A 16703-nucleotide genomic window follows, 5' to 3' on the forward strand; every position below is an offset into this window, starting at 1 on the left:
CGGTTTGCGTATCGCGATGTATCGGCGGCGCGTGCCGGATACATCGCGATACAAACGAGGCAAGACGAACGCCACGGCTGCGCGTGAAGGCGCGCCGTCGCGTCAGGCGTGTTGCATTTCGCGCATTTCCTCGACGGCCTTGACGGCCGACGAAAACACATAGCCTTCGTTGCGCAGCGTCTTGATGTAGCGCGGCACGCGGGCGACGTCGCCGAGCCGTTGACGAAGCCGGCTGACGAGCAGATCGATCGAACGGTCGAACGGCTCGGCATTGCGCCGTTGGGTCAGATTGAGCAACTGGTCGAGCAGGATCACGTCGGGCGTGTCCCGCTCGACACGACGTGCATGTCGCGCCCGCTCGACGCGAGCGTGACGCGCATGCCGTATTTTTGCAGATAGGCCGCGACGAATTCGCGTACGCCGCGATCCGCGTCGACGATCAGAACGTGGTCGGGTTTGTCCATGATGTCAGGTCGGAATGCGACGGATGGCGCGGCACGAGTTGAACGCGTCCGGTATTACAGGCGTGCCACTTGCATGACGGCGTCGGCGAACGCCTGGGGCGCTTCCTGCGGCAGGTTGTGACCGATCCCGCCGCTCACGTCGCGATGCTGGTACTTGCCCGTGAACATCTTCGCGTAGGCGGCCGCAGGCGGATGTGGTGCGCCGTTCGCGTCGCCTTCCATCGTGATGGTCGGCACGGAGATGGTGGGCAGCTTCGCGAGGCGGCCCTCGATCTCGTCGTATTGCGGCTCGCCCTGCACGAGGCCGAGGCGCCAGCGATAGTTCGAGATGACCACGGCCACGTGATCCGGGTTCGCAAACGAGGCCGCTGTACGCTGATAGGTGGAGTCGTCGAAATGCCACTTCGGCGAAGCGAGTTGCCAGATCAGCCGGTTGAAGTCGTTACGATTGGCCGTGTAGCCCGCTTCGCCGCGTTCCGTCGCGAAGTAGAACTGATACCACCATTCGAATTCGGCCTTGGGCGGCAGCGGCTTGCGGTTCGCTTCCGGTGTGCCGATCAGATAGCCGCTCACGGAAACGAGCGCCTTGCAGCGCTGCGGCCACAGGGCGGCAATGATGCACGCGGTGCGCGCGCCCCAGTCGAACGCGCCGAAGATGGCCTGATCGATCTTCAGCGCGTCCATCAACGCGAGGATGTCGACGGCGACGACGGCCTGCTGGCCGTTGCGCGGGGTCTCGTTGGACAGGAAGCGCGTCGAGCCGTAGCCGCGCAGATAAGGCACGATCACGCGATAGCCCGCCGCAGTGAGGATCGGCGCGACATCGACGAAGCTATGGATGTCGTAAGGCCAGCCGTGCAGCAGGATGACGGGCTGACCGTCTTTCGGCCCCGTGTCCACGTAGCCGATGTTCAGCGTGCCTGCATCGATCTGGTTGATCGCGTCGAACGAAGTATGGTGTGCAGCTTTCTTCGCGGCATGCGCGCGCTTCGCCGCCTGCGCGAACGCGACGTTGCCCAGCCCGAGTTCGAGCAGTCCCACGCCCGCAGCCGTCGTTCCCAACAACCGGCGGCGACGCAGATTCACCGTGTCTTGCATTGCGTTCTCCTTTTTTGTCATGTCCATTTTCTTCATAGAGCAAGAGCCGTTCGGACGACCGTTCGCTACGTGAGCGCATCGGGCCGTTGCCGCTTCAATACATCGATATGCAAAGATTAAACGGTGGGGTGCATGTGTTCCATACAATCTGCAGCCAGGCAGCTGATTCCAGCGGATGGGCGACCTCATACGTTCGTATAGGTGGGGGCCCGGGCCGTCCCTGCAAGCCGCACCCGCCTGGCTCAGGCAACAGGTGAGGGCGCGCTCAGAAACTGATGAATCCCGGCCACGACAGCGGCGTTCGTGATCGCTTCTTTATCGATGGCGGATGGCTCGCAAAGCCACTCCGGCACACGCCATGTCCTCGCAAAGGGCTGCATTTTCGCGGCCCTTTTTGTATCCCAATGTATCTGCACCCCCGTCTGATACATGGCGACTCAATCGTGGGCATTGCAGACACAACGCAGATACGTCGTCCGTGTTTAATGGATCCATGTCAGCCGATCTGGCTTTGCATACCAACCTCACTCGGGAAAATCAACATGTCGGATCAGATCAACACACGGCGTCGTCGTCTGCTGGGAACGACCGTTGCGGGCATCGGCCTGCTGGAACTGGGCTTGAGCGGACTCGCGCAGGCGCAAACCACCGGGTCGGAATCGAGCGTCGGCTCGTATGCGCAGATCAAGCAGATCAACGCTGGCACGCTGAACGTCGGTTACGCCGAAGCGGGGCCCGCAGATGGACCGGTGGTGATTCTGGTGCACGGCTGGCCCTACGACATCTACAGCTATGCCGAAGTCACGCCGCTGCTCGCCGCGGCCGGCTACCGCGTGATCGTGCCGTATCTGCGCGGGTACGGCAGCACGCGCTTCCTGTCCGCGCAGACGCCGCGCAACGGCCAGCAGGCGGCAATCGCCGCCGACATCATCGCGCTGATGGACGCGCTGAAAATCGACAAGGCGATTCTCGGCGGCTTCGATTGGGGCGCGCGCACCGTGAACATCATTGCGGCGTTGTGGCCGGAGCGCTGCAAGGCGATGGTGTCGGTGAGCGGCTATCTGATCGGCAGCCAGCAGGCGAACCGCGCGCCGCTGCCGCCGAAGGCAGAGTTTGCATGGTGGTACCAGTTCTACTTCGCGACCGAGCGCGGCTATGCCGGCTACGACGCGAACCGCCATGACTTCAACAAGCTGATCTGGCAACTGGCGTCGCCGAAGTGGAATTTCTCCGATGCAACGTTCGACCGCACGGCTGAATCGTTCAATAACCCGGACCACGTCGCTGTGGTCATCGACAACTACCGCTGGCGTCTCGGCCTGTCGCGGGGCGAGGCGAAGTACGACGACATCGAGAAGCGCCTTGCGACAGCGCCGACGATCGGTGTGCCGGCCATCACGATGGAGGGCGACGCGAACGGCGCACCGCATCCGCAGCCGGAAGCGTACGCGAAGAAGTTCACCGGCAAGTACGCCCACCGCAACATCGGCGGCGGTGTCGGGCATAACCTGCCGCAAGAGGCGCCGAAGGCATTCGCCGACGCAATCATCGACGTCGCGCGTTTCTGACGGGCGCATCGGGAGCCCTCCCATGCCACTCACCCGGAACGCGTATGTCGTGTGTGGGATAATTGCGGAGTTTGCCCAGGGCGCGACTCACGAGGTTGTTCGCACGGGCGCACGAGGGGCCTTATTCGCGTGGCCCGCTTTCTCTCTGCGATAACTCTCCCACAACCACGATGCCCGCATACCGTTCCAAAACTTCCACCGCCGGCCGCAACATGGCAGGGGCGCGCTCGCTGTGGCGCGCCACCGGCATGAAAGACGAAGATTTTTCCAAGCCGATTATCGCGGTGGTGAACTCGTTCACCCAGTTCGTGCCCGGACACGTGCACCTGAAAGACCTCGGCCAGCTCGTCGCGCGCGAAATCGAAGCGGCGGGTGGCGTCGCGAAGGAATTCAATACCATCGCCGTCGACGACGGCATCGCAATGGGCCACGACGGCATGCTGTACTCGCTGCCGAGCCGCGACATCATCGCAGATTCGGTCGAGTACATGGTCAACGCCCACTGCGCCGACGCGATGGTGTGCATCTCGAACTGCGACAAGATTACCCCCGGCATGCTGATGGCCGCGATGCGCCTGAACATTCCCGTGATCTTCGTGTCCGGCGGCCCGATGGAGGCCGGCAAGACGCGCCTCGCGAATCCCGCTACGGGCACGATCGAGTTCAAGAAGCTGGACCTCGTGGACGCCATGGTGATCGCCGCCGACCAAGCCTACTCCGACGCCGACGTGGCCGAAGTCGAACGCTCCGCGTGCCCGACCTGCGGCTCGTGCTCGGGCATGTTTACGGCCAACTCGATGAACTGCCTGACGGAAGCACTCGGCCTTTCGCTGCCGGGCAACGGCACGGTGGTCGCGACGCACGCGGACCGCGAACAGCTCTTCAAGCGCGCCGGCCGCCGTATCGTCGAACTGGCGCGCCAGTACTACGAGAAGGAAGACGAGCGCGTGCTGCCGCGTTCGGTGGGCTTCAAGGCGTTCGAAAATGCGATGACGCTCGACATCGCGATGGGCGGCTCGACCAACACCATCCTGCACCTGCTCGCGATCGCGCGTGAAGCCGGGATCGACTTCACAATGACGGACATCGACCGTCTGTCGCGCGTTGTGCCGCAGCTGTGCAAGGTCGCGCCGAACACGAATAAATACCATATCGAAGACGTGCATCGCGCGGGCGGCATCATGGCTATCCTCGGTGAGCTGGAACGTGCGGGCAAGCTGCACACGGATGTGCCGACAGTGCACGCACCTACGCTAAAGGACGCGCTGAACGCGTGGGACATCGCGCTCACCGACGACGAAGCCGTGAAGACCTTCTATATGGCCGGTCCCGCAGGGATTCCGACGCAGGTCGCGTTCAGCCAGAACACGCGCTGGCCGAGCCTCGATCTCGATCGCGCCGAGGGCTGCATTCGTTCGTACCAGCACGCGTTCTCGAAGGAAGGCGGCCTCGCGGTGCTGACGGGCAACATCGCGCTCGACGGTTGTGTCGTGAAAACGGCGGGCGTCGACGAGAGCATTCTCGTATTCGAAGGCACCGCGCACGTGACGGAATCGCAGGATGAAGCTGTCGAGAACATCCTCAACGACAAGGTCAAGGCCGGCGACGTCGTGATCGTCCGCTACGAAGGTCCGAAGGGCGGTCCGGGCATGCAGGAAATGCTGTACCCGACGAGCTACATCAAGTCGAAGGGTCTGGGCAAGGCCTGCGCGCTGCTGACGGACGGACGCTTCTCCGGCGGCACCTCGGGCCTGTCGATCGGTCACTGCTCGCCTGAAGCGGCGGCAGGCGGCGCGATCGGACTCGTGCGCGACGGCGACAAGATCCGCATCGACATTCCGAACCGCACCATCGACGTGCTGCTGTCCGACGAGGAACTGGCACGCCGCCGCGAGGAACAAAACGCGAAGGGCTGGAAGCCTGCGAAGCCGCGCCCCCGCAAGGTGTCGGCGGCGCTGAAGGCGTACGCGAAGCTCGTGATGTCGGCGGACAAGGGCGCGGTGCGCGACCTGTCGTTGCTCGACGATTGATACGCAGGGTACCCAGGCGGGCTTCGCGCCCGCTTGTGATGAAGGCCGCTCAGCAGAGCGGCCTTTTTCTTGCCTGTCGCGCGGACCGAACGGGAGCTGCATCTCGTGCACCCGCGTTTCGTGCCGCTGCGTGGACTGCTCGATCAGATGGCGGCCGACATCGCAGCCGCGCTGAAGGATGCAGATCAATGACCGTGCCGATGGAGAAAGAGGTGGCGCAGGTCCTTCAGTCGTCGCAGTGCACGTCCTTCTTCTGTACGACGATGATCGCGGGGTAAGTCTGCCCGTGTTCGAGTTCGATGCGCGCGACGACGGAAATCGTCGCGCTGTCGATCTCGTCATACACGCTCACTTTCTCGTGGCGCAGATTGTCGAGGCCGGTGCAGCCCGTTGCGCGCCCGTCGTCGGACACCTTGCACTGGATCGGGTGATCGGCGACGTAGCGGTAGCGGTCGCGGTCCGGCATCGCCAGGTATTCGCGCATGCTGTCGGCAGATCCGCCAACGCCCGTCACATAGCCGATTGCGCAACTGAGGTTGTCGACGCTGCCGGAAGCGGCCGCCGTGGCGGCCGTGCACGTCAGCGCGAGCGCTGCCGCCGCAGCCGTCCCGAGTGTCGATGCAGAAAGGAATTTCATCGCGCGATGTGCCTGTGTCGGATCCAAGTGCTGGATTGTAACGGCAACCCGCGGAACGGGTCCGCTGACGCACGGCGCGTCGCGCTTCTTATGCAAGGCTCGGCGGCGCGGCCTTCGACACGTCGATGGGCTTCGGAAGCAGCCCAAGATCGAGGAACGTGTCGGCGACCAGCTGCTGCTCGGCGAGTATCGCGCGGGTAATCGGCTCGGTGCCGAACTGCTGACGGCGCACCACCACATCGACGACGGGCTTCCGCAAGCCCCATAGCTGCGCGAGTTCGCTAGCCAGCTGATCCTTGTTCTGCTTGCCCCACTGATCGACTTTGTCGAGTTCCTCGATCAGGATGCGGATCACGTCGGGATTTTTCGCGGCATACGTCTTTGCCGATGCGCAGCACACATGACGAGCCTTGCGCAAACGCAGCGGGCACGACGGCACTCGATGCGACTGCGGCGGTGGCGCCCAGCGAGCGTTTCAGGAATGTACGTCGGTCGTGGGAAGTTTTGACAATGGGCATGGTGGATCGAAGCACCGAAGAAGGAGAGGGCGTTCGCTTGCGAGACGCAAGCGAACGCCGCTGCGCGTACAGCCTATGCCGCGCTCAGTGCTGCGGCGCACCGTCCCAGGCGGGCAGCGTTGCGCCGTGATAGACGGTCAGGATCGACGAAGCGACATTAGCCTGCTGGTAGCTGTCGACGATCGTCTTCACCCACGGCGCCTTCGCATCTTTCGCATTCACCGCGATGAAGTTGCGATACGGATTGCCGGCCACCTTCTCCTGCGCGATGCGTTCCTGCGGAATCTGGATACCCGCCTTGATCGCCCAGTCGGTGTTGACGACAGCCGCATCGAGATCGCCGATCGCGCGGCCGACGATGCCCGCATCGAGTTCCTTGATCTGGATGTGTTTCGGGTTGTCCGCGATGTCGCGTGCCGTCGGCAGCACGCCGGCTTCGGGGCGCAGCTTGATGAGCCCGTTGGCCTGCAACAGCAGCAGCGCGCGGCCTTCGTTGCTCGGGTCGTTCGGCACGCCGACGATCGCGTTCTGCGGCAGCGCGGCGACCGACTTCACCTTGCGCGAGTAGAGGCCGATCGGCTGCACATAGGTAAAGCCCACGGGGACGATGTCATAGTGGCGCGCGGCGATCTGCGCATCGAGATACGGCTTGTGCTGGAACGAATTCGCGTCGAGATCGTGCTGTGCGAGCGCTTCGTTGGGCTGCGTGTAGTCGGAGAACGTCGTGATCTTGACGGTGATGCCTTGCTTCGCCGCGTTCGCCGCGACGGCGCGCCATACGTCTTCGTCTTCGCCGGACATGATGCCGACGCGCACCGTCTTGTCGGCGGCGAGCGCCGGTTGTGCGCTCACGATGCCGAAGCCGAGCAGAGCGCAGAGAAAGGCGGCCTTGAGTGTTGTCGTTGTTTTCATGGTTCAGAGAGTCATCGGATGAAGATGCGGAAATCGTAGAGAGACGCTCGTGGCCGCACAAATAATATCGAGCGCTATCCTTATGCCGAATGAGCGCAAGCCGTGCGGTGCGCGTTGCCGGAGGCGACTGCAAAGGGTGCCGCTTGCGTGGTGCCGAAATAGCAGAGCGCGAGGGCGGCCGCTGACGTTGTCAGTAAGTCGCGCAGGACGCGCGTGCGGCGCCGGGGCGGCGTGCGTGCCCGAGTGAAGCGTGCGTAGCGCCAAATCCGTGCCATCGATTGTCCTTATGGTCGCGTGTGATCCAGGCTTCGAATGTAACGAAGCCTGTCGTGCAAGCGAACCAACGAAAGGTCACAATCAAAGCAGTTTTGGCGCTATTGCAAAGAGTCGCGATGGGGAGCGAGTGGTGCCGCCGGCGCTCGTTATTGCGGGTGCACCCGCCGCGCTTGCTGTGATGTGCGGCTCGGCGGCTGCGCTTGCCGCAACCTGGCAATGCACGAAACGTGCAATGCGCCTGCTAGTGCGAAACCTTCGCCGGCCGTTGGCGAAAGAGCGTGCCGCACGCCACAATGAACGCGACGAGCGCGATCGATGCGCCATACCGGCTCAGCGCGAGACCTCCATTCGCGATTGGCTTGTCGAGGAAATCGCCGACCACGGCGCCGAGCGGCCGCGTCAGAATGAAGGCCGCCCAGAACAGCAGTGTTCGTGGCAGTTGCGTCGCGTAGTACGCGATCACGAGCGCGAGCAGCAAGCCGCCGAAGATCAGCGCCGCGCCGGCGTAGCCGAGGCCGGCCGTATCTGCCGTCCAGTCGCCGAGCGCGGTGCCGAGCGTTTGCGAAAACATGATCGTCACCCAGTAGAACATTTCGGCCTTCGGCGACGACACGGTCGTCACGGACACGGAACCCATCACCCGATACCAGACGAATAGCGAGGCCAACAGCAGTAACAGCAGCAGCGTGCTGCCGCCCGCATAGCCGATGCCGAGCGAGCGGTCGGCGAAATCGGCGAGCGTCGTGCCGACGGTCGTGGTCGCTATGATCGTGACCCAGTACAGCACGGGATTGAAGCGGTCGGCCTTGAGTTGCGCGGTCACGGCGACGATAAAGATGACGGCAAAGATGAGGGTGCTGATCAGATAGCCGAGATTCATCGACATCGACGCGGCATCGCCGCCCGTTTCGCCGAGCGTGGTGGCGGCGATCTTGATGATCCAGAATGCGAGCGTGAGCTCGGGTACCTTGGCGACGGCTTTGCTGGCTGTATCCATGAACCTGTGCGCGAGAAAGTGGCTGACGGGTGCCGCGTCGACTGAATAGTGCTGCCGTGCGGCGCAAAAGGCCACAGACTAAAAGTGCTTGCCTTAAGAGAGCCTTAGACGGGATGCGCGCGCATCGCGTCCGTCTGGTGCATCGCGTCGCGGATAGCGGCGTGTCATAGAACGGTCTTGTGCATCGGCACGATCACGCGTACGCACAGGCCGCCGTTGGAGTGGTTGCCGAGTCTGAGCTTTGCGCCGCAATGCCGCGCAAGCCGGCTGACGATCGACAGCCCGAGTCCCCAATGTTCACCGCGTTCGACGGGGCCGTCGTCGTGCGGCTCGTTCGGTGCGAGCCGCACGAAGGGCTGCGTCGCCGCTTCGAGGTCGCGCTCGCTGATACCGTTGCCGTGATCGCGCACGCTCAGCATCCAGGTACGCACGCCGCGTGTCGTGCAGATTTCAACGGGCGGCGCGCCGTGCGCCAGCGCGTTGCCGACCAGATTGCCGACGAGCCGCTCCAGCGCATGGCGCGGCAGCGTGAAATCAGCGCCCGCGTTCAGCCGCAGCACGATCCTCGCGTCGTCGAGCGCGGCGCCGTGCACGAAGCGATCGTGCAGCCATGCATCGACGCACACCTGCGCGGCATCGGTCTCGCTGCGCCCCGCCATCGCGACGAACTGACGCGCGACGTTCGAAAACAGATCGATGTCCTCGATGAACCCCACGCGCTTGTGCCATTGCGCAACGTTCAGCGCACGCGCGCGCAACAGGTCGAGGCGCACGTCGATCTGCCGTGAGAACGCGGCAAGCGCCGTCGACTGTTCGTCGAGCGCCTGGCTCTGGCGGCCCATCACATCGTTCAGTGCGCGCGCGAGCAGCCGCACGTCGCACACGCCGCGCTCGGGCACGCGCGATGCGATGCCGCCCGCGTCGGCGTTACGGGCTATTTGCGCGAGCGTGCGCAACTGGCGCCGCATCTGGCAGAACCAGTACGCACACAGTGCGATCAACGCGGCCGGCAGCGACAGGATCAGCGGCGCGAAGCGCGTGTCGTGCGCGAACGCGAAGGGTGTGTCGTCCCAGATATCGGGCGACGCGCCGTCTGCGAATGCGAGCGTGCTCATCGGCATGGACAGGGTCGCGGCAGGCAGCCATACGGCCGTGCGCAGGCTGGGCGCAACGGGCGTGCCGAGATCGACGAGACGCGGACGAATCGACAGCGCGGGGCCGATGCCCGTCGTGTCGCCGGCATCGGGCAGTGCGTCGTTCAGCGCGGCCTGCGAGGCGCCCGCCCGCGGCGCGCTGGACGCAGAGCGGGCGGCAATTGAAGAAACGGACTCGATCAGCCGATAACCGATATGCACGGCAAGCAACATGGCCACCGATACCAGCACCGTTCGTGCGAACAAGGTATTCACGTCTTTCTCTACGTCGATGTTTCGCTGGGTCTCGTCGCGAAGGTCTGCCTGAAAATTGCACGCGCGCCTTCCGATTCAAGCGATGTTCGCCCGAAGAGGCAGTCTCCGATGCGCGGAACAGCCGTGGAAAGAGGCCGTTCCTTACCAGATGTTTCCACTGCCGCCGATGCCTGGCCGCCGTTGCGTCACACGGCAGGCGCCGCGGTCATCGCCTGCATCAGGCGGATCACTTCGCCGCGCACCCAGCGGTTCGCCTGGTCCTGCTCGCCGCTGCGATGCCAGTACAGATGCCATTGAAGCTGCGCGAGCGGAAACGGCAGCTCGAGAATGCGCGCGTCGTAGCGTTGCAGCAGTTGCACGGGCGCCGTCAGCGCGAGATCGGTGCGCAGCGCGATCAGCGGCGCGACCATGTAGTGCTGCACGCGCATCTGCAGCTGGCGGCGCCGGCCGAGTTTGTGAAGCTCCGCATCGACGAGGCCGCTGCCCTGGCGGCGGCTCGACACCTGGATGTGCCCGAGCGCGAGATAGTCGTCCATCGTGAGCCGATCGCCTGGGAACGGATGGTCACGACGCAGCATGCACGCGTAACGGTCGCTGCCGAGCGGCACCTGATGCAGTTGCGGATCGTCGATCAGCGGCACGTCGATCGCGAAGTCGATCTTTCCTGTTGCGAGCGCGGCGGCCACTTCGCTGCGCGGCGTGAAGTAGCTTTCGATACGCATGCCAGGCGCCTGCTGCTGCAGCATTTCGCCGAGCGCGGGCAGCAAGATCGCCTCCGTCAGATCGGGCATGCTGAGGCGGAAGGTGCGCTCCGATGCGCCCGGCACGAATACGTCGCCTTCCGTCGCGCTCGTCTCCAGCAATTGCAGCGCTTCGCGCACGCGGCCGATGATGTTCTCGGACAGCGGCGTCGGCACCATGCCCGTCGGCGTGCTGACGAAGAGGGGATCGTCGAACGCGCGGCGCATGCGCGCGAGCGCGTTGCTGACGGCGGGCTGCGTGATGAACAGCGTTTCGGCCGCACGGGTCAGGTTGCGCTTGTCATAGATCGCTTCGAATACGACGAACAGATTCAGATCGAGCTTCGGTGGACGCATCGCACAGTCTCCTTACGCCCGACATCATAAGCGTGCTCATGCGCGTTGCGTTCAAACGCCCATGCTCTAATCGCGCAGCGGCGGAGTCAGATACGCCGCCGACGCGCCGAGTATCTCCTTGCTCGCGCCGATTTCCATCCGCGCGATGGCCTGCAAGTGCACTTCGTCGGGGCCGTCCGCGTAACGCAGCGCGCGTCCCCACGTCCAGTGATCGGCGAGCGGTGTGTCGGGGCTCACGCCCATCGCGCCGAACACCTGCATCGCGCGGTCGCAGACGGTGGTGTGCAGTTGCGGCACCAGCGCCTTGATCATCGAGATCTCCTTGCGCGCGGCCTTGGCGCCCACTTCGTCGATGAGCCATGCCGTCTTGAGCACGAGCAGGCGCGCCTGATCGATTTCGATGCGCGACTTCGCGATCCATTCGCCGACGGTGCCGTGCTGATGCAGATACTTGCCGAAGGTCTTGCGTTCCTGCGAGCGCTCGATCATCAGTTCAAGCGCGAGTTCCGCGGCGCCGATCGAGCGCATGCAGTGGTGAATGCGCCCCGGCCCGAGCCGCGCCTGCGCGAGCGCAAAGCCGCTGCCTTCCTCGCCGAGCAGACTCGATGCCGGCACGCGCACGTTCGTGAACGTGACCTCGCAATGGCCTTCGGGCGAGATGTGGTTCATCACGGGAATGTTGCGCACGATCGTCAGGCCGGGCGCATTCGCGGGCACGAGAATCATGCTTTGCTGCCGGTGCGTTTCCGCGTCGGGATCCGTCTTGCCCATCACGATGAAGAGCTTGCAGTTCGGATGCGCGGCATTCGTGATGAACCATTTGCGTCCGTTGATCACGTAGTCGTTGCCGTCGCGGCGAATCGATGTGGTGATGTTGGTCGCATCCGACGACGCCACGTCCGGCTCCGTCATCGCGAACGCAGAGCGGATCGTGCCGTCGAGCAGCGGCGCGAGCCATTGCTCGCGCTGCGCGGGCGTGGCGAACATGTGAAGCAGTTCCATGTTGCCCGTGTCGGGCGCATTGCAGTTGAAGACCTCGGGCGCCCACGAAATGCGGCCCATGATTTCCGCGAGCGGTGCGTATTCCAGGTTGGTCAGGCGCGTGCCGGGTTCGCCCTCCTGCAGATTCGGCAGAAACAGATTCCACAGGCCTTCGGCTTTGGCCCTTGCTTTCAGGTCTTCCATGAAAGAGGCGGGAAACTGGCCCGCATGCACCTCATCGAGCCACTGGCGATGGCGCGGCACGATATGTTCGTCCATGAAGGCGCGCACGCGGCGGCGCAAGTCGTCGACCTTGGGGCTATAGCCGAAATTCATGATGTGTGTTCCTTCGTGAAGTGCTAGATCGTCAGGCCGCCGTCGACGACGATGCATTCGCCGTTCGTGTAGCTCGCCGCGTCGGACACGAGATACAGCACCGTGCCCGCCATTTCGTGCGGTTCGCCGTGGCGGCGCAGCGGAATGTTGTCGATCCAGTGTTGATAGATATCCTTGTTCTCGAACAGCGCGCCCGCAAACTTCGTTTTCGTGAGACCGGGCAGCAGCGCGTTCACGCGGATGCCGAGCGGCCCGCATTCTTTCGCGAACGCCTTCGTCATGTTGACGACGGCGGCCTTCGTGATCGAGTAGATGCCTTGCCGGTCGCCCGGCTGCAGCGCGTTGACGGACGCCGTGTTGACGATCGCGCCGCGTCCTTGCGCCTTCATCAGCTTGCCCGCTTCGACCGACATGAAGAAGTAGCCGCGCACGTTCACTTCGACGGTCTTGTTGTACGCGGCGAGATCCGTGTCGAGGATATGGCCGAAGTACGGATTCGCCGCCGCATTGTTGATGAGGATGTCGAGCTTGCCGTGCCGCTCGCGGATGTGCGCGAACGTCGCCGCGATGTCCTCCATGCGGCCGACGTGGCACGCGAACGCCTCCGCGCTGCCACCCCCTGCGCGGATGGTTGCGGCCACGTGTTCGCATTCGTCGAGCTTGCGGCTCGATACGATCACATGCGCGCCCTGTTGCGCGAGCAGCGTCGCGATGGCTTCGCCGATGCCGCGGCTTGCACCCGTCACGAGTGCGATGCGGCCCGTCAGGTCGAAAAGGTTCGTACTCAATCTTGTCTCCTTAATATTTTGTGTTCGATGTGTGCGACGTTCAGGCGATGAGTTCGGCCGCGAGTTGCGCGAGCGGCTCGACCATCGCGCCCACTCGATGCGCTTGCGCGCTCGAAGCGTTCCCTTGCAGCGCGCGCGCCTTCACGCCCTGTGCAATCGACGCCAGCCGGAAAAAGCTGAACGCGAGATAGAACGGCCAGTTGTCGATGGCAGGCAGGCCGCGCAATGAGCAATATCGGGCGACGATTTCCTGCTCGTCGGGCACGCCGAGGGCCGCGCGGTCCTGGCCGCGCAAGCCGGTGATATGACCTTGTGACGGCAGCCGCAGACACATGCAGAAATACGCGAGATCGGCGAGGGGGTTGCCGAGCGTCGATAGTTCCCAGTCGAGAATCGCGCGAACCTGCGGCGTGTCGCTCGCGAAGATCAGGTTATCGATGCGGAAATCGCCGTGCACGAGCGACGCTTGTTGTGTGTCGGCGGGGCAGTGCGCGGGTAGCCAGCCGATCAGCGCTTCCATCGCGCCGATGCGCTGCGTTTCGGCGGCGCGGTACTGCTTCGTCCACACGCCGATCTGACGCTCGAAATAATTGCCCGCGCGTCCATAGTCGCCAAGGCCGACGGCTTGCGGATCGACTTCATGCAGCGCCGCGAGCGTCGTCACGATCGACGCGTAGTAATCGCGCCGGGCGTCGCGATCCACTTCGGGCAGCGCCGGGTTCCAGAAGATGCGGCCTTCTACATAGCTCATCAGATAGAACATGCTGCCGATCACGCCGCGGTCTTCGCACAGATGCCACGCACGAGCGACAGGGACGGGCGTATCGGCGAGCGCGCTTAGCACGCGAAACTCGCGATCGACGGCATGCGCCGACTTCAGCAGTTGTCCGGGCGGCTGGCGGCGCAGCACATAGCGGCCGCTTTGCGCGTCGAGCAGATAGGTCGGATTGGACTGGCCGCCTGCAAACTTCGTCGCGCGCAACGGGCCGCGAAAGCCCGCGACGTGCTGCTCCAGATACCGGGCGAGGCGGTCGAGATCGAGGGTGGTGTCGTGTTGATCGCAAGTCATGTCAGTCGGGGCGTCGTTCGTCGATTAACCATAGGTCTGGAAGGCGCGGCGCTGCGGATCGTCGAGATGAGCCACGCCGTTCAAGCTCGACAGATGCAGCGTGTCGCGATTGAAGAAGTAATGACTGACGCTGCTGTTGCGGATCTGCATGTTGAGCGCGATGGCCGCCGCGGCGGGCGCCTGCAGGATCTGCTGTGTGAGCGCTGCGATCACGCCGCCCGAGCTGACGACCAGCACGCGCCGCCCGTCGCCTCGCTGGATCGCGCCGCGTGCATCTGCGACGCGTTGCTGGAACGCACGCCAGGTTTCGGGCGCGCGTCCGTCGAGCGCACCGTCCGCCCACAGTTGCAGCACCTCGCGCAAAGCCTTGAAGAAATCGCGCGGACTGCGCAGCGCGCGCTCGGCGAGCACCGCGTGCTTGTCGCCGAGCGCGCGAAACAGCGCGTGGAAATCGTATTCGTCGAGACCGGGGTGGATTTCGCATTCGACGGGTGGCGCGTCGTCGAGGCCGCGCCAGATGGCCGCGAGGGTCTGCGCATGGCGCCGCAGCGTCCCCGTCATCACGCGGTCGAAGCGTATGTCGCGCTGTGCGAAATATTCGCCGAGCCAGACGCCTTGCTGCTCGCCGGCATCGGAGAGCTGGTCGTAGTCGTCTGCGCCTAACGACGCCTGGCCGTGCCTTACCAGATAGAGTTCCGCCATCGCATGCTTCGCCCGGGATGAGGTGAAGCCAGCTTAGCCGCGGCAGGGGCATTCCTGAAGTTTATTTGATGAATGCTGGGGTATTCATTTCGGTAATGCGGGCAGCCGTTACCGCAACTAACCGTCATCCGCGATCGGAACCTGCGCCTTCCGCGGCGCGCGGTCGAGGTTCACGAAACGCTCCCGCCGCGCGTGACGCCACACGCAATCAACGCCCGGCGCATGCACTGCTCAACGATTGCCGTCAAGCAGATCGTTCAGCATCGTATCGAACGCGGCCTGGGCGTCTTCGAGTTCCTGAAGCGCGGCGTCGAAGGTCTGCAACGCGATAGGCGAAGGGCGGCCGCTGCCTTCAGGCGGGAATTGCGATTGCAGCGCGGCGAAGGCCGTCTGCACCCGTTTCGTTGCGTCCAGAACGCGCTCCATCGCGCGGGTTTCCTCGGCTCGTGCCGCTGCGTGATCCATGCCCATGCTCCGTATTTCGTCGTGCCGTGTCGGCGGGGCGCCCACTATGCCACGAGTCGGACATCATTTCGCCTCTGCCGTTGCAAGTTGCGCCGCGCCGTGTGGAATCAGGCCAGCGGCAAACCGCCGTTCGCCTTCACTTCGCGCAGCGACAGCGACGACTCTACTGACGTCACGCCCGGCAGGCTGCGCAACTCGTCGCGCATGAAGGTGCCGTAATCGTCGAGATCGCGCGCGACGACCTGCAGCACGTAGTCGGCGCTGCCGGAGACGTTGTGGCACGACAGGATGCGCGGGATCGCCAGCACCTCGCGCTCGAAGCGTGTCGCGGTGGCACGGTCGTGCACAGCGAAGCGCACGTACACGAAGGAGACGACCCCGAAACCGAGTGCCGAGCGCGACAGCATTGCGCGGTATCGCTCGATATAGCCATCGTTTTCGAGCCGCTTGAGCCGCCGCGCACACGGCGTTTCGCTGAGTCCGACCATCTCGGCCAGCTTCGCGTTCGACATGCGGCCGTCCGTTTGCAACGCGGCGAGGATGGCGCGATCCGTTTTGTCGAGTTCGTTCATATTGGAGGGGAAAGTCTCGCTGATGAGGTGAATTGTAGGGCAATTCTCTATTTTGGTGGTGGCGGCGCGCGAAAATCGCCAGCATTCGCTAGTGGGGTCAATGCATCATGGATGCCTCGACACGTGAGGCTCCTATGATTTCCGCTCATCTCCTGATCCTGTATGTCACGGCGCTCGTCGTGGTGTTTGCGCTGCCGGGGCCGGACATGGCGCTCGTGCTGCAGACGAGCATCGGGCGCGGCGCGCGCCACGGTTTCGCAGCCGCGCTCGGGCTCGGCATGTCGCGCGCGACGCACGTGACCCTATCCGCGTGCGGCGTGGCTGCGCTGCTGCGCAATGCGCCGTGGCTCTACGAAATAGTGCGATATGGCGGCGCGCTCTATCTCGTGTGGGTGGCGGTGCAGATTTTCCGCTCGCCTGTATTCGCGCTGCCCTCCGGCGGCGCGTCGGCCAGCGACGACGGCGCGCTGCGCACGGCCTTCGTCAAGGGGCTGTTCACGAACTTGCTGAACCCGAAGGCGCTGCTCTTCTGTTCGGTGCTGCTCCCGCAGTTCGTGCGTCCGGAAGCGGGGCCTGTCGCATGGCAGATGGTCGAACTGGGTGCCGTGCTGCTCGCGCTTGGCGCGTGCTTCGACGCCATCTATGCAATCGGCTCCGCGCGGCTCGCCCGTTGGGTGCGCGCGCATCCTCTCGCGCAGACCTTGCAGCGTTGGACATTCTCCGCCGCGCTGATCGGCTTCGCGGTGCGCCTGTCGCTCGATTGACGCGCGCCCGACGCGCTGCT

Annotated in this window: 16 protein-coding genes and 2 pseudogenes; 3 read left to right on the forward strand and 15 right to left on the reverse strand. The window is 64.1% G+C overall.

Features of this window, described 5'->3' with window-relative positions; translation table 11 throughout:
• Positions 1-102: 102 nt before the first annotated feature.
• From BPHY_RS39155 to BPHY_RS25215, 3 genes and pseudogenes are all read right to left on the reverse strand, one after another.
• Positions 103-339 (reverse strand): annotated as a pseudogene (locus BPHY_RS39155) (winged helix-turn-helix domain-containing protein); the annotation flags it as partial.
• Positions 312-464: a hypothetical protein gene (locus BPHY_RS44270; protein WP_407671226.1), complete on the reverse strand. Its 153-nt coding sequence runs from the start codon at positions 462-464 to the stop codon at positions 312-314. The gene BPHY_RS44270 and the pseudogene BPHY_RS39155, both read right to left, overlap by 28 nt.
• A 54-nt stretch (positions 465-518) precedes the next feature.
• Positions 519-1562 (reverse strand): alpha/beta fold hydrolase, encoded by a 1044-nt coding sequence (locus tag BPHY_RS25215; protein WP_012404288.1) that lies wholly within the window; start codon positions 1560-1562, stop codon positions 519-521.
• Between the two features lie 542 nt (positions 1563-2104).
• On the opposite strand from BPHY_RS25215, the gene BPHY_RS25225 reads away from it, so the two are divergent.
• Positions 2105-3130, forward strand: coding sequence for an alpha/beta fold hydrolase (locus BPHY_RS25225; protein WP_012404289.1), 1026 nt, complete (start codon positions 2105-2107; stop codon positions 3128-3130).
• Between the two features lie 170 nt (positions 3131-3300).
• Positions 3301-5160 (forward strand): dihydroxy-acid dehydratase, encoded by a 1860-nt coding sequence (gene ilvD / locus BPHY_RS25230; protein ID WP_012404290.1) that lies wholly within the window; start codon positions 3301-3303, stop codon positions 5158-5160.
• Between the two features lie 226 nt (positions 5161-5386).
• Here the strand turns inward: ilvD and BPHY_RS25235 are convergent, their stop codons facing one another.
• The 12 genes and pseudogenes from BPHY_RS25235 to BPHY_RS25295 all read right to left on the reverse strand — a co-directional run bounded on the left by BPHY_RS25235 (position 5387) and on the right by BPHY_RS25295 (position 15919).
• The gene (locus BPHY_RS25235) at positions 5387-5797 is read right to left on the reverse strand and encodes a hypothetical protein (RefSeq protein WP_012404291.1); all 411 of its coding nucleotides are present in this window, start codon (positions 5795-5797) and stop codon (positions 5387-5389) included.
• 88 nt (positions 5798-5885) lie between these two features.
• Positions 5886-6185 (reverse strand): annotated as a pseudogene (locus BPHY_RS25240) (sulfonate ABC transporter substrate-binding protein); the annotation flags it as partial.
• Positions 6186-6399: 214 nt separating this feature from the next.
• Positions 6400-7227 (reverse strand): MetQ/NlpA family lipoprotein, encoded by an 828-nt coding sequence (locus BPHY_RS25245; RefSeq protein WP_012404292.1) that lies wholly within the window; start codon positions 7225-7227, stop codon positions 6400-6402.
• Positions 7228-7744: 517 nt separating this feature from the next.
• Positions 7745-8500, reverse strand: a complete 756-nt coding sequence (locus BPHY_RS25255) for a COG4705 family protein (protein WP_012404293.1) — start codon at positions 8498-8500, stop codon at positions 7745-7747.
• Between the two features lie 164 nt (positions 8501-8664).
• Positions 8665-9909 (reverse strand): ATP-binding protein, encoded by a 1245-nt coding sequence (locus BPHY_RS25260; RefSeq protein WP_244257797.1) that lies wholly within the window; start codon positions 9907-9909, stop codon positions 8665-8667.
• A gap of 185 nt (positions 9910-10094) precedes the next feature.
• Positions 10095-11006, reverse strand: coding sequence for a LysR family transcriptional regulator (locus BPHY_RS25265; RefSeq protein WP_012404295.1), 912 nt, complete (start codon positions 11004-11006; stop codon positions 10095-10097).
• Positions 11007-11072: 66 nt separating this feature from the next.
• Positions 11073-12323 (reverse strand): acyl-CoA dehydrogenase family protein, encoded by a 1251-nt coding sequence (locus BPHY_RS25270; protein WP_012404296.1) that lies wholly within the window; start codon positions 12321-12323, stop codon positions 11073-11075.
• 23 nt (positions 12324-12346) lie between these two features.
• Positions 12347-13111, reverse strand: coding sequence for an SDR family oxidoreductase (locus tag BPHY_RS25275; RefSeq protein WP_012404297.1), 765 nt, complete (start codon positions 13109-13111; stop codon positions 12347-12349).
• Positions 13112-13151: 40 nt separating this feature from the next.
• Positions 13152-14180 (reverse strand): phosphotransferase, encoded by a 1029-nt coding sequence (locus BPHY_RS25280; protein ID WP_012404298.1) that lies wholly within the window; start codon positions 14178-14180, stop codon positions 13152-13154.
• 24 nt (positions 14181-14204) lie between these two features.
• Positions 14205-14882 (reverse strand): histidine phosphatase family protein, encoded by a 678-nt coding sequence (locus BPHY_RS25285; RefSeq protein ID WP_012404299.1) that lies wholly within the window; start codon positions 14880-14882, stop codon positions 14205-14207.
• A gap of 231 nt (positions 14883-15113) precedes the next feature.
• Positions 15114-15347: a hypothetical protein gene (locus tag BPHY_RS25290; protein WP_012404300.1), complete on the reverse strand. Its 234-nt coding sequence runs from the start codon at positions 15345-15347 to the stop codon at positions 15114-15116.
• A 107-nt stretch (positions 15348-15454) separates the two neighbouring features.
• On the reverse strand, positions 15455-15919 hold the full coding sequence (locus BPHY_RS25295) for an Lrp/AsnC family transcriptional regulator (protein WP_012404301.1): 465 nt from the start codon (positions 15917-15919) through the stop codon (positions 15455-15457).
• A 134-nt stretch (positions 15920-16053) separates the two neighbouring features.
• Here BPHY_RS25295 and BPHY_RS25300 point away from each other — a divergent pair, with 134 nt between their 5' ends.
• Positions 16054-16683: a LysE family translocator gene (locus tag BPHY_RS25300; protein ID WP_041764750.1), complete on the forward strand. Its 630-nt coding sequence runs from the start codon at positions 16054-16056 to the stop codon at positions 16681-16683.
• Positions 16684-16703 lie beyond the last annotated feature (20 nt).

The organism is Paraburkholderia phymatum STM815 (genome assembly GCF_000020045.1).
GTDB lineage: Bacteria > Pseudomonadota > Gammaproteobacteria > Burkholderiales > Burkholderiaceae > Paraburkholderia > Paraburkholderia phymatum.